The organism is Microbulbifer maximicatervae (SeqCode) (genome assembly GCF_052468155.1).
This window is the reverse complement of record NZ_CP174335.1, coordinates 1,537,685-1,553,635: the sequence shown is the minus strand read 5'-3', so window position 1 is coordinate 1,553,635 and position 15,951 is coordinate 1,537,685. Positions and strand designations below refer to the sequence as shown.

12 protein-coding genes are annotated in these 15,951 nt (G+C 47.0%); all 12 read right to left on the bottom strand.

What is annotated here, in order from left to right; translation table 11 throughout:
* Positions 1 to 5: 5 nt before the first annotated feature.
* A complete protein-coding gene (gene tssC / locus ACJJIY_RS06670; RefSeq protein ID WP_444895422.1) occupies positions 6 to 1,520 on the bottom strand; it encodes a type VI secretion system contractile sheath large subunit in 1,515 nt (504 codons plus the stop codon).
* A 107-nt stretch (positions 1,521 to 1,627) separates the two neighbouring features.
* A complete protein-coding gene (gene tssC, locus ACJJIY_RS06665; RefSeq protein ID WP_444895423.1) occupies positions 1,628 to 3,115 on the bottom strand; it encodes a type VI secretion system contractile sheath large subunit in 1,488 nt (495 codons plus the stop codon).
* Complete coding sequence (gene tssB, locus ACJJIY_RS06660) at positions 3,112 to 3,633, bottom strand: type VI secretion system contractile sheath small subunit (RefSeq protein ID WP_413664115.1); 522 nt, start codon at positions 3,631 to 3,633, stop codon at positions 3,112 to 3,114. The genes tssC (ACJJIY_RS06665) and tssB overlap by 4 nt, the downstream gene beginning before the upstream one ends.
* 44 nt (positions 3,634 to 3,677) lie before the next feature.
* Entirely contained in the window at positions 3,678 to 4,982 is a 1,305-nt protein-coding gene (tssA, locus tag ACJJIY_RS06655; protein WP_444895424.1) for a type VI secretion system protein TssA, read from the bottom strand.
* Between the two features lie 178 nt (positions 4,983 to 5,160).
* Positions 5,161 to 5,931 (bottom strand): hypothetical protein, encoded by a 771-nt coding sequence (locus tag ACJJIY_RS06650; protein ID WP_444895425.1) that lies wholly within the window; start codon positions 5,929 to 5,931, stop codon positions 5,161 to 5,163.
* 149 nt (positions 5,932 to 6,080) lie between these two features.
* Positions 6,081 to 6,806 carry a SapC family protein gene (locus tag ACJJIY_RS06645; protein ID WP_444895426.1) on the bottom strand — a complete coding sequence of 242 codons (726 nt, stop codon included), beginning with the start codon at positions 6,804 to 6,806 and terminating at the stop codon, positions 6,081 to 6,083.
* A 16-nt stretch (positions 6,807 to 6,822) separates the two neighbouring features.
* Positions 6,823 to 7,500: a type VI secretion system-associated protein TagF gene (gene tagF, locus ACJJIY_RS06640; protein WP_444895427.1), complete on the bottom strand. Its 678-nt coding sequence runs from the start codon at positions 7,498 to 7,500 to the stop codon at positions 6,823 to 6,825.
* Positions 7,501 to 7,514: 14 nt separating this feature from the next.
* Positions 7,515 to 11,057, bottom strand: a complete 3,543-nt coding sequence (gene tssM, locus ACJJIY_RS06635; protein ID WP_444895428.1) for a type VI secretion system membrane subunit TssM — start codon at positions 11,055 to 11,057, stop codon at positions 7,515 to 7,517.
* A gap of 57 nt (positions 11,058 to 11,114) precedes the next feature.
* The gene (gene icmH / locus ACJJIY_RS06630) at positions 11,115 to 11,984 is read right to left on the bottom strand and encodes a type IVB secretion system protein IcmH/DotU (protein WP_445359326.1); all 870 of its coding nucleotides are present in this window, start codon (positions 11,982 to 11,984) and stop codon (positions 11,115 to 11,117) included.
* A gap of 1 nt (position 11,985) precedes the next feature.
* Positions 11,986 to 13,323, bottom strand: coding sequence for a type VI secretion system baseplate subunit TssK (gene tssK, locus ACJJIY_RS06625; protein ID WP_413664108.1), 1,338 nt, complete (start codon positions 13,321 to 13,323; stop codon positions 11,986 to 11,988).
* Between the two features lie 72 nt (positions 13,324 to 13,395).
* Positions 13,396 to 14,055, bottom strand: coding sequence for a type VI secretion system lipoprotein TssJ (tssJ, locus tag ACJJIY_RS06620; RefSeq protein WP_444895429.1), 660 nt, complete (start codon positions 14,053 to 14,055; stop codon positions 13,396 to 13,398).
* Entirely contained in the window at positions 14,033 to 15,886 is a 1,854-nt protein-coding gene (tagH, locus tag ACJJIY_RS06615) for a type VI secretion system-associated FHA domain protein TagH (RefSeq protein WP_445359325.1), read from the bottom strand. The genes tssJ and tagH overlap by 23 nt, the downstream gene beginning before the upstream one ends.
* Positions 15,887 to 15,951 lie beyond the last annotated feature (65 nt).

The following is a 15,951-nucleotide window of genomic DNA, read 5'->3' as shown; positions in this document are numbered from 1 at the left end:
AATAATTAGGTAGCTCCGACGCCGATTGTTGCCAATGCGGTTGTAAGTTTTAGCTCGGATACAAGATGGTCAACGGTGTAATGACTCTTGAGATGAATCACACTTTGATAGCTACCCGCTTTACCTGGCTCATCCGTTACTTGCACCCGGGACTCCCGTAGAGGGTATCGAGCCTGCATTTCCCAGGAAAGGTCATCCCTTCCCGTTGTATATTCATCCAGCCAATGCTGCAACTGCCGCTCGCAATCTGCAGCATTCATATAAGCACCCACCTTATCCCTTATCATTACCTTGATATAATGAGCAAATCGAGATGCGCAAAGTATTTGTTGTAACATGGAGCTAATACGCGCATTAGCCGTGGCTGCTTTAGAAGTGAATTGCTTCGGCCTTTGAAGTGATGGAACACTATTAAAGGCGCTGTAAGGAGTATCGTAACAATGACTCAAGCATACATACCCTAAGTCACTTAAATCCCGCTCAGCAAAATCAGTTACCAAAATTGAAGTGGCCATTCGGATCATGCCAGGAGTACTATCTGGCCTATAAGGCACCATTGGTAGCTGGGTTACCAACCCTCCCCCCAAATGATCACGAGCAACTCCTCTAATATGTGAAAACCAGCCAACTTCACTAAATTCTCTTAATAGCACGGTACCCAATGCAAAGCAGGCGTTCCCCCATAAATAATTCTGGCTATGGGGTGCCCGTACCTGTTCCTGAAACCTCAAACCACGATAGGATGAAAACTCCTGATTATAGGGTTCTCTCATTAAAACTTGAGGAAGTGTTAAAGCAATAAATCGGCTGTCTTCCAGGTCCCGAAGGCCATTCCATCGAATGTATTCCTTTTGACGGAATACTTCTGAAAAATTGATAGGCTTTGCTAGATCCGAAAAGTTGTCTACGCCAAAAAGTTGTGGGGCTGATGCACAAACAAACGGTGCAAAGGCTGCGGCTGCAGTATGTGCGATGCCCTGCAAAGTAAAGACATCATCATAAGGGTGATCAGGCAGTGGCCGATGAGATACATAGTAATCTCCAAGTAACAAACCAAATGGCTCACCGCCTGGAGTACCGAACTCTTCATTGTATATAAGATGAAACAGGCCAGATTGGTCAAAATCCGGGGCCCTCTCCATATCCTTCGCCAGCTCTTTCCAGCTGGCATCCAAGAGTTTTATTTTAATATTTTCAGCGTGGGGCGTATCAAACACTAAGAGGGATAGCCCCCGCCAGCTCGCTTCAAGTCTCTGAAACTTCTGGTGATGAATTATGCAATTCAGCTGGTCACAGATTAGTTCATCCAACTCGGCGACAATTCGACCAAGATATTGGCGAACGGAATAATTATCCCTATTTGTACGAGGGGATAATTCTGTGAGCCAATATTCAAATGCAAAAAGGTCATCCGGTTCCTGCAGAAATTTATGTAGCTCTCTCTGCTGCCCTCTCGCCAATTTCTCCGGTAGAACATCTGGTTGATCTTCCGATATTTGGTCATGTGCTGCACGGGGCACCGGTATACTCCAACAAGAATTATTATTTGAATAAATAATGGTGAAACGCTGGCCTTGAACAAGGCCATGTGAAGAGAGAACCCGCCCCTAAGAGCGGGCCCGGAGCCTTATCCCGCAGATGGGATATTTGCCACCATACGCAAGGATGTCGTCAATTCTTCCATCTGTAACCAGGGTTTCAGATAGGCAATCGCACTGTAACATCCAGGCTGACCCGGAATCTCTTTTACTTCTACACGCGCTTCAGAAAGCGGGTACTTCGCTTTCATTTCAGGGCTCGCATCAGGATTGGAGTTAGTGTACTGGGAGATCCACTTGTTCAACCAACGCTCACAATCACCGGCTTCCATAAAGGAACCCACTTTATCGCGCGCCATTACCTTGAGGTAATGTGCAATACGGGAAGTCGCCATTAAATAAGGCAAGCGGGCAGAAATAGCTGCGTTAGCAGTGGCGTCAGGGTCATCGTATGCCTTTGCCTTTTGCGCACTTTGAGCACCAAAGAATACCGAGTAATCCGTATTCTTGTAGTGACACAGAGGCAAGAAGCCTTGAGCGCTTAACTCCGCTTCACGGCGATCGGTAATACCAATCTCTGTGGGGCATTTCTGATCGAGATCCCCATCGTCACTCTTGAACACGTGAGATGGTAGCCCTTCTACTTTACCACCACCCTCAGCACCGCGAATTGCAGTACACCAGGAATTCTCAGCGAATGCTTGAGTCATGGTGGTGCCCATAACATAAGAAGCATTCATCCAGCAGTATTGATCGTGCTCTGCTGGACGGGAAACGCCGTCTTCATCCACTTCAAATTCTTCGAAGTCAAAAGCTTCAATCGGCTTGGTGTTAGCACCATAAGGGGTACGGGCCAGGGTACGCGGCATTACCAAGGTGACAAAACGGGAGTCGTCACTGTCACGGAAACTGCGCCACTTGATGTACTCGGCGGATTCAAAAATACCGCCCAGATCTCTCGGTTTGGAAAGCTCCGTGTAGTCATCAAAACCAAACATGCCGGCACCGGCAGCTGCAACAAACGGACAGAAGCCAGCCGCAGCAACATTAGACATCTTGCTCAGAAGCTCGATATCCTCAGGGTGGCTGGTGAACTCGAAATCCCCGATCATTACGCCGTAGGGCTCACCACCCGCAGTACCAAACTCTTCTTCATAGATTTTTTTGAAGGTCTGGCTCTGGTCGAACTCAACTGCCTTATCCAGGTCGCGGAAGAGCTCACGCTTGCTCAAATTGAGCATGCGGATTTTCATGGTAGCGCCAGTTTCCGAGTTCATGACCAGGTGATTCAGACCACGCCATGATCCTTCCAGTTTCTGGAATTTCTCGTCATGCAAAATCGCAGACAGCTGCTGGGACATGGCCTTATCAATCGCGCTAACAGCTTTCTTGATGGTCTGGGTCAGGTTGCGATCCCAGGTGACCGTCCCTTTCATTACTTGCTCTGTCAAATTCGCAAGCAAGTCTTGTGCTTCTTGAGGCTCAGTTTGTTTAGTTGCCGCAATCGCCTGGTCTAGGAGACTCGCCGATTGCTCTTCAGCTTCACTTCCTGCAACATTTTCTACTTCAGTGCTCATTCTGAGTCCTCTCCTTTATCCTCATTCAAGCCCAACTGGTCAGAGATAGCGCTGACGTTTTCTGTGCTCTTGAGAATATCCTCAAGTACTTTTTCAAGCTCCTCAGAGCGATCAGCTTTACTCAGCAGATCACGCAGCTTGCTACGGGCTTCAAGCAATTGCTTTAGTGGCTCAACCTGCTCAACAATCTGCTCCGGCGAGAAGGCGTCCATGTTGTTGAAGTCGAGATCAACAGCCATCTTGCTACCGTCACCAGTCAGGGTGTTTTCAACCTGCAAGTTCAACTTTGGGTTTACTTTACCCATTACGTCGTTGAAGTTATCGCGGTCAATTTGGATAAACTTACGATCTTTCAGAGCTTTGCGATTCTCGGCATTATCACCAGAGTAATCACCCATAACACCCGCCACAAAAGGAAGCTCCTTTTTGACTTCGGCTCCGTTAGTTTCAACATCGTAAGTGATATGTACACGCGGCTTACGCACGCGCTTAAGTTTGTTGTGGATGCTTTCAGACATCTAAGGTCTCCTTTCCGACTTTAGGGACTGCTGTTCTCAGTTAATTACCAACCAGTGCTGGCTTCTTCTTGCGGTTGCTCACCCCAACCTTCATCAGAGACTGGCGCGGATACACTTTCAGTAGGTGTATCTGCGGCAACCGCAGGAGCTGATGACGTGCCACTTGTAGTCACTGGTGGGGTTATATATTTTTGTGTATCCGTGCCATCGAGACGAACTCCCGTCAACTGGGAGTAAAGCGCCTTCGACTGATCATCAGGTAGCAATTCAGACATCAATTGTGAAACGGTCATTCGTCCCCAGCCTATCAGCCTCTCCAGGCCGGGCGCCAGCGGCGTATGCGGCTCATAGGTACGAAAATACTTTGCCGCCTGCTCAAGCAATTTTAAGGCATCTTCTCTGGACACTACCGGACCGGTAGGGACAGCTACAGCAGAGGCAGCCACAGAAGTAACCGCTGCTGCAGCTGCATTTCCAGCTTGAACTTCCCCAGCAGACTCTTTTGATGATTCAGACGCCACATCTTCTTGAGTCTGCTCCATAGACTCCAAGTGCGTCTTATAAATAAAGCGGCTTGTCCGCAACACCTCATCCAATAGAGATGAAATATTCGTGGATGGGGGGGCATCATGGCCGCAGCTTTGTCGCAGGCTATCATTTATGGTCTTAAAGTGCCCCAGCGCTGCCTCGATTGTCTGGACGAGGTTTTGAGCCCATTCACCGCTCGCACTGTTTACACATTGATCAATCTGCTCAAGGTTGTAACCCAGCGTTTCTATTCGAGCAGCCTTGGCATCGTCATCTGCAATTCTGTCAGCATCCCGAGCCTGTTGGAATTGGAAGAATGAATAGTCCCCATAATCCCCTTCGGGAGTAATACCGGCACTGCGAATAGGCATTAGCAAGGTGCCATCACCACCATCACCATTCAAACCTGTCAGGGGTGCTACTTTTGTCTCAAGGCCATCTTCGTCTGGTAAGGGATACAGACCTTCCCAATATTGCTCTACTAACGAGTCGATCACCTGCAGGCCATCTCTCAAGCCAATAAAGCCATGTAAGCGAATCAAGGCCTCGGTATACCAGCTGGCAACCTCCAAGTCCTTACTCTTTTTCCCTAGGATATTTTCTGCAGCTTTTGCTACATCCCTCCAAGGTGCGAGTAGGTCTGTGTCTGCATCATCGAACATTGCGGAGCGTTCAGCAGCCCTTGCACTGTTGCGAGCATCTTTGATCGAGTAATAATCAGAAGTTGGCGAACGATCCTCTCGGATATCTTCCCCTACGGGATTATCCTCTGAGATTGGAGCAACTAATTCATCGATATTTATCGTGTTTGGGAATGCCATCAAAAAAGGCCCTTATACCGAATCAAATCCTTTAATCAGAATTCTGAGAAGAGTACACGTTGTAGATATCTAATCAAGGCAAATAATGCGCTTGGTACCTATTACTTTAAAAAACATGTTCAGTTGACAATTTTACGCTATTTATTTTTGTTAGATTTTGGCTTCTTATTCCAAGCTATTACATCGGAACTAATGTTGGATCGCAACTGGCCGTATTAGCTACAAGTGTAAATGTGGTAAAAATATGCAAAAATTCAGTTCTACTTCTCTCAGAATCTTGAATAGATGACCACAAAAACACGGAATAGAAACTGTCCTGACATTGAAAAAATGTGACTAAGTAGTGAACTGGCGTTTCTGTAATATCAGCAGACATCTCATAAATATGTCCACTATGGTTACCCCCTCTCAACACTTCTGGTCCTGATATAAGAACACCATTCTCCACTCTGGTCAGGCATTGCTGTATTTGGGCTTTTCCAAAATGGTCAAGTAACAAACCTTGGGGGAGCTGACTTCGTTCCTGTCTCAATACAATCAAGTAGCGACTCAACTCTGGACTTCCCGCCTGAATTACCGCTTCCCGATTCAAGCTATCAAACTTTTGCCACCCCGAAGGAACCCCTATAGAAATCGTTCCCTCTTTATCTTCTAAGAAGGTAAGAGTCGGGGGCAAAGGAGATTCACCATAATTACTAGACTTTGCAGTACAGTGTATCAACTGATCATTCTGATAGAGCTGAGTGTGCCAGCCAGCCAACCAGAATTTATTCACTAACTGGCGGGCTTCCCCTCTATCATCCGTAGATTTGATTTGTGATTTTACACCTGTCAGAAGCCCCTTTATCTGACTAAAATTCAAGCCAAATTCGCGTCCTAATGCAGCTATTGCATAGCGTCGCTCCACAGAACTTCTTTTCTCCCCAGTAAAAATTATTCCGTAAGACATATCAGCAACCTTCGCTTCCTGCTCTGATACCTTCTTGACAAACCAGAGCCTTTGCTCCTTCCTTCTGGTTTCATTCTGCCCTTTCGCTTCATTAAACTGACGCTCTGAGGCAATAACACTTAATTAGATGTAGGTTGTTTTCTTCTAAATCAATGAAGCACTTTTACTTTATACTTCTGGTACAACGCACTTAAAGCTGATGCTTTCTGTAAGGAAAATAAATGAGAATAAATAAATGGGAGGTAACCCAACTCTCGTAACTTTAAAAATTTTTCCGCTTCAAGCTTTTGTAGCCTCGATTCAGAAATGCAATATACCCCTGTAAATTTATGTTTAAGGCCATCAGCCAAATCTATATTAATTATCTTTTCTTCTAGCAAATTGAACTTCTGCAAAATATCAACAAATTTCCAGACCTGCATCCTATTAAAGTGGCTTTTTTTTAGCCGGCGCTGTATTTCTAAGAGGTCTTTGCTTGCCTTTCCATCTACCTCAAATAAACTAACACTAGGAGAAGTGCATTTACCGGCGGATAGGAGCGAAGATTCGATACAAATATATGCACTGGAAAAATCATTTTGTTTATACTTCAAACAAAAAGGATAATTACGAACAGATTCAGGAACATATTCCCCTTGCCACTGCTCTTCTTGCCAGAAAAGATTTTCACCTGGTTTCACACCAAGCAATGCACTACTTTCAAGCTTCCCAGAGTCTTTTGACTTAGCAAATATGATAGGGCATGCATGCGCTACCGGTGTAAACTCAGTCAAAAGAATTGAACAAACATGTAAATTTTTACTGTGGGAAAGATCGCTTTTAAGTAATCTAACATTACGATGCTTTTTCTTATCCAACACGACCCACTGTTTCACATTGCGCCCCCACACCCTAATTCATATTTTGCTGCAATCGTACACCAAGCATTGAACTGTACAGTTCTGGGCTCGGCAATGACGGGCATAACAAAGTTGTCGGGGCCAAGTGCTGTGACCCCTCGCTCCACCACAGACTATATGCGGAGTAGCTACTTTTGCTCATCTGCCCTAAAAGACCTGCAAAGCCTCTTTCCAGACTATTCGATTGGCCTGTGGAGACGACAAAGTCCCCCTGTGCTGGAGGCAGAGAGATAATGCCCGCTCTGTCAGGGGGAGCACTAAACGCCTCACATAATTGGTCTGCATGTAGCATATTTTGTAGCGATGTAATTGCTAATTCCGACAAGCTCTGGAACCAGCTCTTAGCATCAGACATAAAAGCAAATGCATCCACTACCGGGGATAGAGGAGCAGCAAATGTCAACGGAAAATAGCGCCCAACACTATCCACACTAGGCACTAAAATTCCGGCCCACGCATTGGCATCAATGATGCCTTTGCTGTGGACAAACCTCCAAACAGGACTGGTCAAGTAGTAGTCCAACCACTCTTGACCTACGAGTTCACGAGAACCAAATACCGCTCGTTGTAACCAGCCATCCCATACAGTGACAAAACTACCCGGCAGCTGCCGCTGAACAAAGTCCCCGTGACCCGGCAACTTACCAAAAATACCAACTGTATTTTGCAAATCATCTACTCCGTCTACAGGGTCTCAGGGCATCGATATCCGCGCAGTAAACTGCGGTCGAACGGATTGTTTACATTAGATGCAATCAATTTAAATTGAGCCTTTCGCCCTTCCTCAGAGAAAGTGACAAAGTGCTCTGCATTACTTCGCCCGGCTTCCAAATCTGAGCTCGCTAGCAGTCTGTACCATGCCCAGTCCCCTTCAAAATGCTTGCGATGAACAGTCTCATTCAGATCTTCAAAGATAATGCGGACACGATTACTTTCACCACCACGCCAAGTCAGCTTTTTAGTGGTTTTAGGGCCATGGGAGTATGGAACTCGCTGCTCTCCAAGTTCAAGTTCAAACAAACGAACACTGGAATCCAGTTTCGTAGGCTCAATACGGAAGGAGTAAGAAGCTCCTTCGCCAGCACTGAAGAAAGTTTTGCGAATACGTTCAGCTCGACGCAACTGGGAAAGAGCTTCCCTTGAAAGGCTAATGCCCTGCCCTTCAACGTATTTGATTTTCCAATTTCTGGTATCCACAAATGGCTTCAGATACTGATTGACAAATTTCTCCTCAATACCACCTGGCTTGAAGTACTGGTTAAACTCCATCACCGGCACTTCCTGATCACGGTCGCTACGCAGTGGGTACCGGTTTGCCAGGCTATTGCTATAGCTTTGATACACCTCTTCACGCCAGACACGGTTGATATGCGCCTTAGTCTTGGCCATTACCAGCCCCCAAGCGCTGTCAGCAATATCTGTCAGCCACTGGTCAAAAGGTGCTGGCGCATTAGCAGCCTTAACCCTTAACTGTTTAATCGCATCGCTACCGCCGGCAAAACGCGCTTTGGCACGTCCAAAGGCCGCTTGATTCGAATCGGGAGCGCTGTCGATCTCGGTGAGGTATTCCTGAATTTTATTAATAGTATCCAGGTATTCTTGGATACGCGCTGGTCGCCCCTTCTCACTCTGAGTGATTCGCTGGACCTCCTCAAACCTAACATCAACAATGTTTGGCTTGTAATGATCCTGCAAGGCACTGGTTGCACTACCCAGTGCGGCTTGTCCCAACTTTCGAGTAGTACTGGATACAGGTAGCGGTACCCCAGAAGCATCGACTGGAACCTCAGGACGAAGAGTCAGACGAGTGTTATCTGAAGTTATCTCAGTAATCGCAAGCAGGGGTGAGTAAATAGGATCAGACAACTTTGACAACACATCCAATGCCTGTGAAGTGCTACCAAATCTCTGAATTTTGAACCCGCCAAGGAAACCCTGCCAACGCTGTAAGTACTCCCCAAGATAGATTCGTTTTACTTCCTCACCAAGCTTTTCACGATCGGCTTCGGTAAAGTCCTCGCCACTCAGATCTCCACCATAAATCCAGCGCTCTTCAGCCATATTTGTCATCAGCTGAGAGTCCGCTCCAAAGTCCAGTTCTTTATAACCCGCCTTTGTATAAAGGAAGGGAATCGTGAAGTTTGGATTATTGGCTCCCATACCAAAAATTTGCTGAGTGTCTCCACCAATTTCCTGGTAGAGATCTACAGGGGTCAATCCGAAGTCACTATTTTGTAGTTGAGCAAATAACCGCTGAGGTACAGGGATACGACGCAGTTGCTGTCGCGCGCGAGCTACCACCCTCTCATTCTCTTCAATTGAATTGGGGAGAGGCTGAATAAATAGTTGATCCAGGTGGTAGCGCAGCTCTTCCTGCCTCCCGGCTTCACCGGGTAACTGACGCTCCCAGCGAGCAGTGTAATAAGCCTCTATGGTTTTCAAATCCATTTTATCTGGATTAAAAAACATCAAATAGGTTTTGAGAGTACTTACCAAAGCGGGATCATTACTTCCGAGACGACTTAAGTCACTCTCTATATCACGAAGTAAAGCGGGAAGATAAATAGTTTCTAATTTATGGCGATAGAGATCATTTGCCGCAGTATCAATTCTGGTGTCATAAAGCCCCAAATTGCCAATCCACGGATGTTCCTCACGGTCGTAGACCGCACTAGCCCGCTTTAAAGGCTCTAACAAATTTAAGGCACTGATGGGCGTAATATTTTTGCCTTTCAGCTCACTCTCTGCTCCTTGGTATGCGCTGAGATTATCGCTAACCTCTCCCATGGATAATTTATTCTGTGCGAGACTGCCACTCCATAAGAAAATAGCTCCGACAAAGCCTCCCGCCAAAGTAGCAAAAACTCCCCGGCGTAACCAAAGGTTAGCTGACTCAATCCGGCGATTAACGCCCACTAATTCAGCCTCAGGGAAAACGACATCCTTCAATAGTCGATGCAAGAAAAAGCTCTTACCAACACCCTGGAATTTTGGCCCGACGCTACGCTCTAGTCCAAAATCAGCAGTTACGGAGGACATCATACGGTCAACAGGACTGCCCTCCTGAGTGCCACTAGTAAAGTAGACCCCTCTGACCATAGGGACGGTTTCGTAACGATTTGGACCGAAAGTCTGCTTTACAAAATCTGTCAAAATATCTGTAAGGCTTTCCATTCGGGCAGGAAAACCTTGCAACAACGCCCGCTTCTCTACATTCCTCTCCTGATGAACACGCCACAATACGCGTTGGTTCAAACGCTCTATCAGCTGCTCAAATTCTGCTTTGAAATTATCGAGAGGGGCCCCTACAGTGGCGTTAGCTTCACGGGGAAAACTCATTCCCCAAACTTGCTCACGCTCAGCTTGAGAGAGGTTGTCGAAAAACTCTGTAAACCCTGCAACTAAGTCACATTTTGTGAAAGTGAGATAAATCGGGAAGCGAATACCCAACTCTTGTTGCAGTTCATTTACACGCTGGCGGATAATTTTTGCCTGGTGTTGGCGCTGCTCTTCAGTTTGCACCATTAAATCTTGCAAGCTAATTGCAACCAGAGCACCATTGATCGGGCGGCGGCGGCGGTATCTTTTCAATAAGCTCAGAAAAGCTTTCCAAGCGCTATTATCGTAAACCCGGTGACTGTCCTGAGTCGTATAACGCCCTGCGGTATCAATTAAAACTGCATCATTGGTAAACCACCAATCACAGTTACGGGTGCCCCCTACCCCACCCAGGGCTTCCTTCCCATGACTCTGCGCCAGAGGAAATTCCAACCCGGAGTTCACCAGGGCTGTTGTTTTACCACAACCGGGAGGCCCAATAATGATGTACCAGGGAAGCTGATAAAGGGAAACTTGTCCCTTGTCAGATTTAAACCGAGCACTACGTAATACACCCATCGCTTCACGGAAGCGACCAGAAAGAGCATTCAACTCTTCCAGCGAGCGTTCTTCGTCTGGATCTGTAGAATCGGCTTCTTGTGATTCCTCAATGCCTTTCATTAAAGCCTGGTTTTGGCGTCTCTCTACCAACCATTGGCTGATATTCCACACAAGCCAAATAGCAAAAATAAAAACAATAATAGTTAGTCGGACAGAGTGAGAAAGCGTGGCATTATCACTACCAAACTTAATGTAATCAGCCGCAAACCAAATGAGGAGGGAAAGAGCTGAGAGCCCTATGAGCCCCAACACCCACTTATTGGTAAAAAAGTTACGCAAGCGTTTCATGAATTGCTCCGTCTTCCAGGGTATCGACCATACCCAGGATCAATATCAGCCCGAGTGTTACCCTTCTCCTTGCGGAGACTCATCATCACTTTTGGACAAATCTAAAATCTGGTCTGCGACCGGTGTCGTCGTTTCATAGAGCCACCAGCGATAACCACTATAAGTTGCAAGTAACAATCCCAGGACAACACTCATAATCACCCAGAGGGGTATATAGTGAATCAGCCGGGATTTTCGCTCTACGCATCCTTGCCAACGCGGCGAAAGATCTCGGTCCATTGGCTGCTTATGCTGTTCAATTGTTCTGTAGAGCTCATCACGAATCTGTTCTATTTGTTCGTGTCCACGCTGTACGAGCCGATACTTACCCTGAAAGCCCAAGCTCAAACACAGGTAAAAAAGCTCAAGGAGTTCCAAATGACTTGCGGGAGTTTCCAGCATGCGCTGCAAAATGACAAAACACTTCTCCCCTCCAAAAGTCTCTTTGTGAAATAGGCTAAGTAGAGAGTGCTGGCTCCAACCGCTAGCTGTACCCCAAGGCGTGGTCAAAACAACCTCGTCCACGACAGTACATAGTAAGTAACGGGCTGTTAGCACTGATTCAGGTGTTAAAGCCAGTTGCTTTGCCTCACGCTCGAAGCTTTGGATTTCCGTAGTAAGTCGCTTGTGCAAATCAGGTACGTTGGCGTGATTCATCGTTGTGCGCAATTTGATAATTACGCCTAACAATTTCGAAGCCGCAGACACCAATGGATTAAGACTGTTGCGGACTTGAGCCTCGACCGGGGCATCTTGGCTGGCAAAGAACTGTGGCTGAGCCTGAGCTGCTGCCGGTGCCGGTGCCGCTGCGGCACCGGGTGTCGGTATCAAAACCGTTCTATCCCCAGCATTAGGGGCCCGTGGAGGAGTAAAGCTGTCATTACTCATATTAATTATTCCTTATGGCCCAGAGTTCCATAGTTAATCCAGGGAACTCTGCGCCCAGATGCACTGCAAAACCACCCGAGCGAGTCATGGCCTGCCATAACTCTCCACTACGCTCCACCTCAAAGTAAGTAAACCCTGCGTGATAGGGGATTTGTCGAGGAGCCACGGGAAGGGGGCGCAGAGTCAAGCCGGGTAACTGTGCAGAGATAAGTTCTCTAATCGCCTCGACAGGGGCAACTTTTGCCTGCGTGGGGAAGCGGCTGCGCAATAGATCGCCAGGCATATCCGCTTTTGCGGCCATAATAAAACTGGCTGATTTTAATAATGAAGGATCAGTAACCGGCGCAACATATATCCCAAATTTGCGCTGCACCAATTCCATTGCAATCGCTGTTTGCTCCAGCACTGTGGAGAGCGACTGCCTAAGCGCTGAAAACAGCCCAGCAAAGCTTACTTGCAGGTCTTCATGTGCATACACTGGAATTTCTGGAGGGCGCTTAGACTGAGCAGTAAACGTCGAAAGTTCGCCTGCCAACTGCAATAATTCAAGAAATAAGTTGTGCGGATGTAATCGGGGCTGAGCCGTGATCTGCTTTAATAAGGGTTCAAAGCGGTTAATAACCTGCAGTAACAAATAATCAGCAATTTCTGCAGATCCGCTTCTTCCGCTGTCGCTCAAACGATGACCCAAAGCCGAGCCTCGATGGTCGAGCAATCCTTTTACTTCTTCAATATATGCATTGATAACTGCAGAAGTCTCCGCATTTAACAGCGGTGGGATATAGTCAGAATCAAGCTCTACCGGCTTTTCCGGTTGGCGCTCTTTAATTCGAGCAACCCCAACCGCAGCATAGCCACTCAAATCATCACTACCTAATTTGAGACAAGCTCTTAACTTTCCGACTTGGATACGCGCAGACTCACCAGAAGACGCCGCACTATTACGGGCATCAAAGTTCGAAGCCTGATAACGTGCCTGCGGGAAATCCTCTTGATCTCGAATCGACTCCTGACTACCTGGGCGCTTCATCGGCACACATAGGTAGACTATTTCATCACGAGTATTAACCGGAACATCCAGAACATCCGGCAAATGCTCATTTTCAGGGGCAAGTATCGGGGTACCATCGGGAAAAACAGCTTTCACTCTCGATAGAGAAATTTTTCCCATCGATAATGGCTCACTATCGATCGCCAGCTCTACAATCCCCCAGGTATAAGGCCCGAGCGGAGCTGTGCGCGCTTCGACAAGCTGTTCGAGATAGCGATCCTGCTGTTGAAAATGCTGAGGGCGTAAAAACATGCCCTCGCTCCAGATCACTTTATTGTTTGCCGACATAAATGTTCCTTAAAAAGCTCTCGTAATATTTCCAGGGCAGCAATTTTTAATGCCTGGGCAATAATTTCTGCCCTATTGAGACCGCTGCATATCCGGGAGCGTTTTTTTCATTCTTTCATAATCTTCTTTGGAGATTGTTACTGTTTCCCCACTATCATCTTCACTGCCACGAGTAGTCAATTTTGCTCGACGACGCTTGGCAATATCATCTGGCGAACCAATTCGCACATCGGCCAGCGATACTTCATATTCATTTTTTTTGTGGTCTGTAATTGGCAGCACCATTAGTGCCTCTGCATCCTGATACTGTACAAACTCAGCTAGAAGCCCGATATATTTTACGTCCGGCGTTAAAGCCAGCTCTTCTATACGCTGTTCCCCTGGAGCAAACTCTTTAAGGATTACAGTATCAATCAAATCCTTGCCGAGGCGGGATTGAGCATTCTCGTAAAGGTTAAGAAAATCTTCACGGGCAAACTGGCGCTCGTCCGCGAGCATAAACACTCGTATAACAACGGGAGAAGCTCGACCATCATCATCTGGGTTCACGTCATTCTGTGTCTCTACAACCAACTCGAGACTGGTATCCAGATTTAGAGTCCGCCTCGTTGTTTGACAACCAACAACTGCAACTGCCAAAACAGTGATTAAACTGACCTGAAATAATTTTTTAATCGACACAAGCAATTCCTTCTTTTCCGTCAACTTATTAATTTTTAATGCTTCGCGCATTTTTTAACTCTGATAATTGATTTTCATAAGTAACTGCAAATTCATCACCAAACAATTTGCGATAGCAATTATCCGGATCACCAACTAGCTCCCTGTAAATTGCAGTAAATCCTTCCCATTTTTTTGCATTTTTGTTTCCAAAAACGCCGGAAGTATTCCCCAGTCTGCGCTCAATATTTTCCGGGCTAAAGAATTTGAGCATGGCGTTGTAACCTGCTCTCATTCCAGCCAAAACTGCAACTTGATGATCTGACAAATCATCAAAACTATCCTTCACTGCCTCAGCGGGATTCATAAAAGCACCGGTACCCGCAAACATGGCTTCCAATGCATCCCGTTCCGTAGCACTAAATTTCAGCGGATTATTAGCTTCCGTTTGAATCATGGTTCGCTGCACACGCAGCTCATTCTTAATGCTGTTTCTTGCGCGCAAAAGGTCAATAAGACGAGCTACTGTTTCCCGGACAATTTCAGCTGCTTGCTGGTCCGCCTGTTGCAACTGGACCGGGTTCATATTCAGGCCAAGAGTAGATGCAAAAACGCTCCCCCCTGAAGAACCTGTGGGCTGAGTTACTGGGGATTGCTGTAAATGCGAAAACTGCTGAGCTTGGGCAGCCAAATCCGGTTGTGGATTTGGTTTTGGCTGTAGTTGCGGTTGCGGTTGCGGTTGCGGTTGCGGTTGCGGTTGCGGTTGCGGTTGCGAGGACGATTGCCCGGAACCAAACCCTGGAGCGCCATCAACTTGTTGCCCCTGCATAGCAGCGAAAGAGTCTGCAAAGGGGTTATCTTGAGCAGGCGGAGAAATTGGCTGCTGATTAAACCCTTGGGGCTGCCCTAAGGGCTGAGATTGCATTGCCTGTGGCTGTGGCTGTGCCTGTGGCTGTGGCTGTGGCTGTGGCTGTGGCTGCATAGCCTGAGGTTGTGGTATCGGAGTTGCGACAGGTTGCTGTGAAATCCCCTGGAAACCACCCATAGGAACTTGCGGCTGCGGAGATACCACTTGAGGTTCAGGCACCGCAACCGTCTCAACAACAGGTTCCGGTATCGGCTGGGGGTTTATTTGCATTGAGTGCTGGTCAGCTGGCACATGATCATCGTCACTACCATCTTTCCACCACTCATCATCAGACCATTGATTACTGGATTGCTGCTGACCCGTAGAACCCACTAAGCCACCGACGGGTGACATCTCAGGAATACCACCAACAAGACCAGACGGGTCAGATTGGCCAAAGGCAGCAAGTGGGTCCAGAGGGCCCGATTCCGAGGTGAGAAGACTATCGCTAGTTGGGGTATTGGCCTGATTACCCAGCCCAATCGAGCCCCACTCCCCAGTTTGAGCCACATCTGACTGCGGGCTGGAACCCGGCTCAAGCCAACTATCCAATTCTTTCGCTTCTGCCTGGCTTTGCATTTTTGCCATGGCATCCGCGCTGAATGTTGTTCGATCCGAGGTATCGAGAAAATCTGCACTTCCCAGACCTTTGGGAAGATCTCCCTCTTCCTTAGGCTGTCGCAATGAAACTTTCAATTTATATTCCCCGAGAACGATCATGTCGCCCTCTTTTAATGGGACTTGATTTCCCTTTCCTAACGGATTTTCTGAATCATTGTAATAGGTTCCATTAGTACTAGTATCTACCAGAAAAAACTGATTATCGGTAAAGGAAATCTGTGCGTGTTTTGAGGAAACCACTCGATCTGGATCGGGTAAAACCCAATAATTATCGGCAGAGCGACCCAAACTGCCACCAGCTTTCGTGAACAGTTTTGTATGTTTAAGCATATTGGCGCCAGAAGGGTCGGCCAATACTGATAGAATTAGATCCATTTATTCCTGACTCACAATAGTGGTTTATTCATAGTCTTCAGGTAGATTTTTGCCTGCATATTCCT